The following is a 4,159-nucleotide window of genomic DNA, read 5'->3' as shown; positions in this document are numbered from 1 at the left end:
CTGATGTTTACTCTGTTCTTTACCTCGGCGAATAAAGTAAATGGCAAACCCTATTCCAATAAGAAATGCCATGCAAAATGCAACTAAAGCTGATTGTCCCATGGTTCTGATGATTTCATTGGCATTATCACGGTAATAGGAATAATGAAGAATTTGCTGTACATTTTGTGTGTAGGTCTTACCATGGAATGAAAAATGAAAATCATGCTTTTGACCAATAGCATTTAAAAATTGAGCCCCATAATAAGCAAATGCATGTTGTAGCTTTTCAACTGAAGTGACACTCCAAATAATAAGTCCGGTAAACACTACCCAAAGCATCAGGCAAATTAAGGTCAACGATTTGGTAATTTGATCCCACATGCGAAGATTATGGAAACTAATTTGTCCACCACGAGTATAGTGTTTGAAATTAGGCTCATCACGCATCTGTTCTTCTCCTTGTGTATTTTGGGCAAAGCAGTAGCTAGCACTGCTCTTAAAGTGCTTAAAATTAATTAAAAATGTTTATTTATTTTCTTATCTAAGCGGTAAGTCAATCCTCTTTTCTTTATGGAAAAACTCATTGATTACTGTAAAAATAGTGCTTATTCCAATACGGCTTAATTCCATACTTACCAGAAAGTAGGTCGCGGCAAGGCTTCCAAAAAATGCAAATCCAAGCATTAACAAGATTTGCGTATCTTCACCATAACTGCCAAATACAGTGCAAAAAAAGACAAAAAAGCCCAAAAATACTTTGGCTATGAGTTTAAATTTTTTGACCAGTAAAACACCCGTTTTTAGTTTCGTCTCCAGATGTAAACGAAAAAGAACAAAGAAATTAACCGAGTTCCATAATACGATCAGGGCACCTAAACTTAAGAAAAAAGCCACAATAACCGATGAACTAATAATTTCTGAATAAGTTGCAGGCGTTTTAAATTGTGTATTGAAGGTAAATGAGTAAGCTAATGTTGATGAGATAACAACAAAAATGCTCCAAAAAATAGCCAACATTATCTTAAAAAAATCACCATAGTACACTCGCGCAGGAATAATATCTGGATCAAGATGTTTTATAGTTCTAATGTCATCTGCAACAGCTAATTTTAATTGTGTATTATCCATTTTACTCTCCTTTATGGTGGAGTTCTAAAGCCTCCTTGGGTAGATGAACATTTTCAGGTAAAAGCACATTTTTTTGTGCCCTAACCATACCCTCATGCAATACAGCTTTCTGTTTATCCATTAGATCATGCTGATCTTTCTGAATCAACTCCTTCCCTTGATTAAGATTTTGAAAAGATTCATCCAATTGCTGGTGAACATTGTGTTTTAATGGTTTAGCCTTATTTTGATCAATTCCTACTTTGAGTAATTGAGCATCGTACTCCAATTCTTGATTATTTTTTTGATAATGAGTCCCTAACTGTTTTCCCATTGAGCTCACTTGATGCTTTTCTTGGTTATAAAAAGAATCTATTCTTTTATGGTTATCTGGAGTTCCAAAGTCTCTAATTAATTCATCGCGTTTGTGAGCAATAAAATCTTGTCCTAAAGCCTGGAGTTTATTTAATGAGTGCATATCGCCTGGATGGCTAAATAGTTCGTCGCGAGCTGACTCTCCTATTTTGCTTGCTACAAATGCAGGAAACGCTTGATTCAGATCGGTATTGATTTGCGATGAATGAGATTCAACAAAGCTTTTTGCTTTGGAAATTCGTTCTGCTCGATTTAGGTTTGTATCGTAACTACGACTTGCAGTCTCTGCAGCGCGTAAATCTGCTCCCAATTGATTTGAAAGAGAAGAAGATTGAGAATGATTGTCATCAAAATGATGCGTTTGTGAAAAATGTTTCACATAGTTAAGTGCATCATTAAAGTCACTTGCTTCACGTGCAGAAATACTGCCATCCATTCCCGTGTGGTAGCGATCGCTACTTGAAGAGGTTCGATCAAATTTAAGATGTGTATTACCTCCTGCATTAAAACCTGTCCCCCATTGAGCTACCTTACCTATTAGACTTCTATTTGATTTCACACCAGCATGAGCACCCCAACCACCACTGGTTAAATGAGAAAGAGCATCCTCTTTACTTACTCCATTTCGTTTCGCCACATCCTCTGCAATATGGCTAATCGTCGATAACGCTTTAGAATATTGACTTGACTCACTATTAGATACTCCATCACCTAGTCGCATTTCATGACCTTGTAATTGGGAGAGTTGTAATGCCCGATGGGCAAAATGGGATAAAGCAGATTGATAATGATTGGATTCATTAAGAGCAGCTTGACGTGACTGCTCATAAGCTTGGTTAAGTGATGTGCTTAAACCTTCTGATGTATTAATAGATACGGCACTTCGTGTCATTCCAGGACTGACGTCGAAAACTTTTTCGCCGTTGCCTGTAACGGTTTTTAATACCCCAGTTCCCATTTGCTCAGTATTCATACCATGCATGTGTGTCCAATTAGAGTCATGTTTATTGGCTGAAAAATTATTGGCAGTCGTATTATAGAAACTGGTTTGTCCTAGACCAAAAGAGCTACTGGCCGCCTCTCCTGCTACGGACATGCTAGAACCTTGCATATGGCTCATCATGCTGGTGGCTAAATTGCTGAATGCTCCACCAAGATTAGAAACCAAGCCATGGGATAAAAAAGGAATTAACATCATTAAATAGCCACAAGCTCCTGAAATATCCGCATGCAGTTCATCAATTTTATCAAGATTCACCATCGTAAAATGGCCGTATTCAGCAGATGTTGAAGCGCCATAAAGAGTCATACCAGCATTTAAAATGGCAAATAGTACAGGCCAAAATTGCAGTGACATGAAAAATTGCAGATATCCATAAAGAATTCGAATTCCGCCGGGTAAAGTAGCTAATGCAATAATTAAGGGAAAAACACCAAATAATAAAAGGGTCAAACAGGTATGGGTAATAGGTAAAATCCACAAGGCTTTCTTGCCTAAAACCTCCCAACTCCAACGATGCTGTACCTGAGATTTGGTAAATTGCTGATTAACCACTCCGGCCGTAGCATCAGTAAACGCTTGATAATGAGCAACACCTTCTCCCATAGCATTAATCATCATGCTTTGTAAAAAGATATTGCTTGCCGTATCTGTTAAGCCCTGATAATAATCAAAAGCTGATTTTAGATGGGTATTAAAAAGTGCTTCATAAGTTGTATTTTTAGGTTTGCCAAACAAATTGACCCCAAAAAACGTATATGCTTTTTTAATTTCAGCATCTAGTTTTTTACGTAAACTGTACTGTCCATCAGGTTTGGAGGCATCCGAGCAAGTAACAAGTTTGCCATTCACACTGATCATACGAAGGGGTGATGCTTTGGAGGTCAATAAATTCCAAATATCTGTGGAATGCGCTAAATCACCAACACTGTACTTGCGGTTCATACGAATGTCTCCAACCACGCAGACCCGAAAATACTCATTCATTTCTTCTTTTAACACAGGATCTTTAATTCGAAAGGAAGTTGATGCCTGAATTAGGCGAGAACCAAACAACGCGCCTGTTTTGGTGTACTGCAAATCATCAGGCATAGTGAGCAGTGCATCATACGTTTGAGCAAGGCCATAACCAATCGTAGTTACAAGACTAGCACTTAACGCAAACACCACAGGCACATTATCAACGATTTTAGGGTTTTGCGCTGAAATGTCGTCAATAAGCACTGATGTTTTAGGTAATAACACCAAATTCACAAACAACACGTATCCTAAAAACCAACGCGCAAAGGCCATAGGATCTCGAGTCTTTAGAAAACCTACCGTCGCCATAACAATACCAATCAGCGCTGTGATACGCAGTAATCCCAAAAAGCTGTCTTGTTTCATAAAAGAGGCCAAAGCATTGAGCACATGCTGAAATAATTCTCCAGCTGCCAAGACATGAATGGTTATCATTACCTATTCTCCTTACCCTGCCGTACTGTTCATACTAGAAGCCACTTGCTTTTCAATACGAGCCATGCGCTCAATCAGAGCCAGCTTTTCTTGTAGTTTGCGACCTACTTTAGGATCAATAGCAGCTACTTTAGTCATAGCCTCATTGATTCGTTTTTGAATTTCTTTAACTAAATCGGAATTCAATTCTGCGCCTGCCGTCGCTTGACTCACCTCTGTGAGCAATTCCGTAAGATAATT

3 protein-coding genes and 1 pseudogene are annotated in these 4,159 nt (G+C 38.3%); all 4 read right to left on the bottom strand.

All coding sequences use genetic code 11. From position 1 onward, the window contains the following. The coding region (locus DGG96_RS19765) for a TraD N-terminal domain-containing protein (protein ID WP_276309333.1) at nucleotides 1-429 on the bottom strand (429 nt) is incomplete at its 3' end. 90 nt (nucleotides 430-519) lie between these two features. After that, complete coding sequence (locus DGG96_RS19760) at nucleotides 520-1,110, bottom strand: hypothetical protein (RefSeq protein WP_110144194.1); 591 nt, start codon at nucleotides 1,108-1,110, stop codon at nucleotides 520-522. Between the two features lies 1 nt (nucleotide 1,111). After that, nucleotides 1,112-3,919 (bottom strand): conjugal transfer mating-pair stabilization protein TraG, encoded by a 2,808-nt coding sequence (gene traG / locus DGG96_RS19755; protein WP_110144193.1) that lies wholly within the window; start codon nucleotides 3,917-3,919, stop codon nucleotides 1,112-1,114. A gap of 12 nt (nucleotides 3,920-3,931) precedes the next feature. Further along, nucleotides 3,932-4,159 (bottom strand): annotated as a pseudogene (locus DGG96_RS19750) (conjugal transfer protein TraH); the annotation flags it as partial.

The sequence above is a fragment of the Legionella qingyii genome (genome assembly GCF_003184185.1).
The sequence above is the reverse complement of the archived record's forward strand: the minus strand, read 5'-3'. Positions and strand labels throughout refer to the sequence as shown.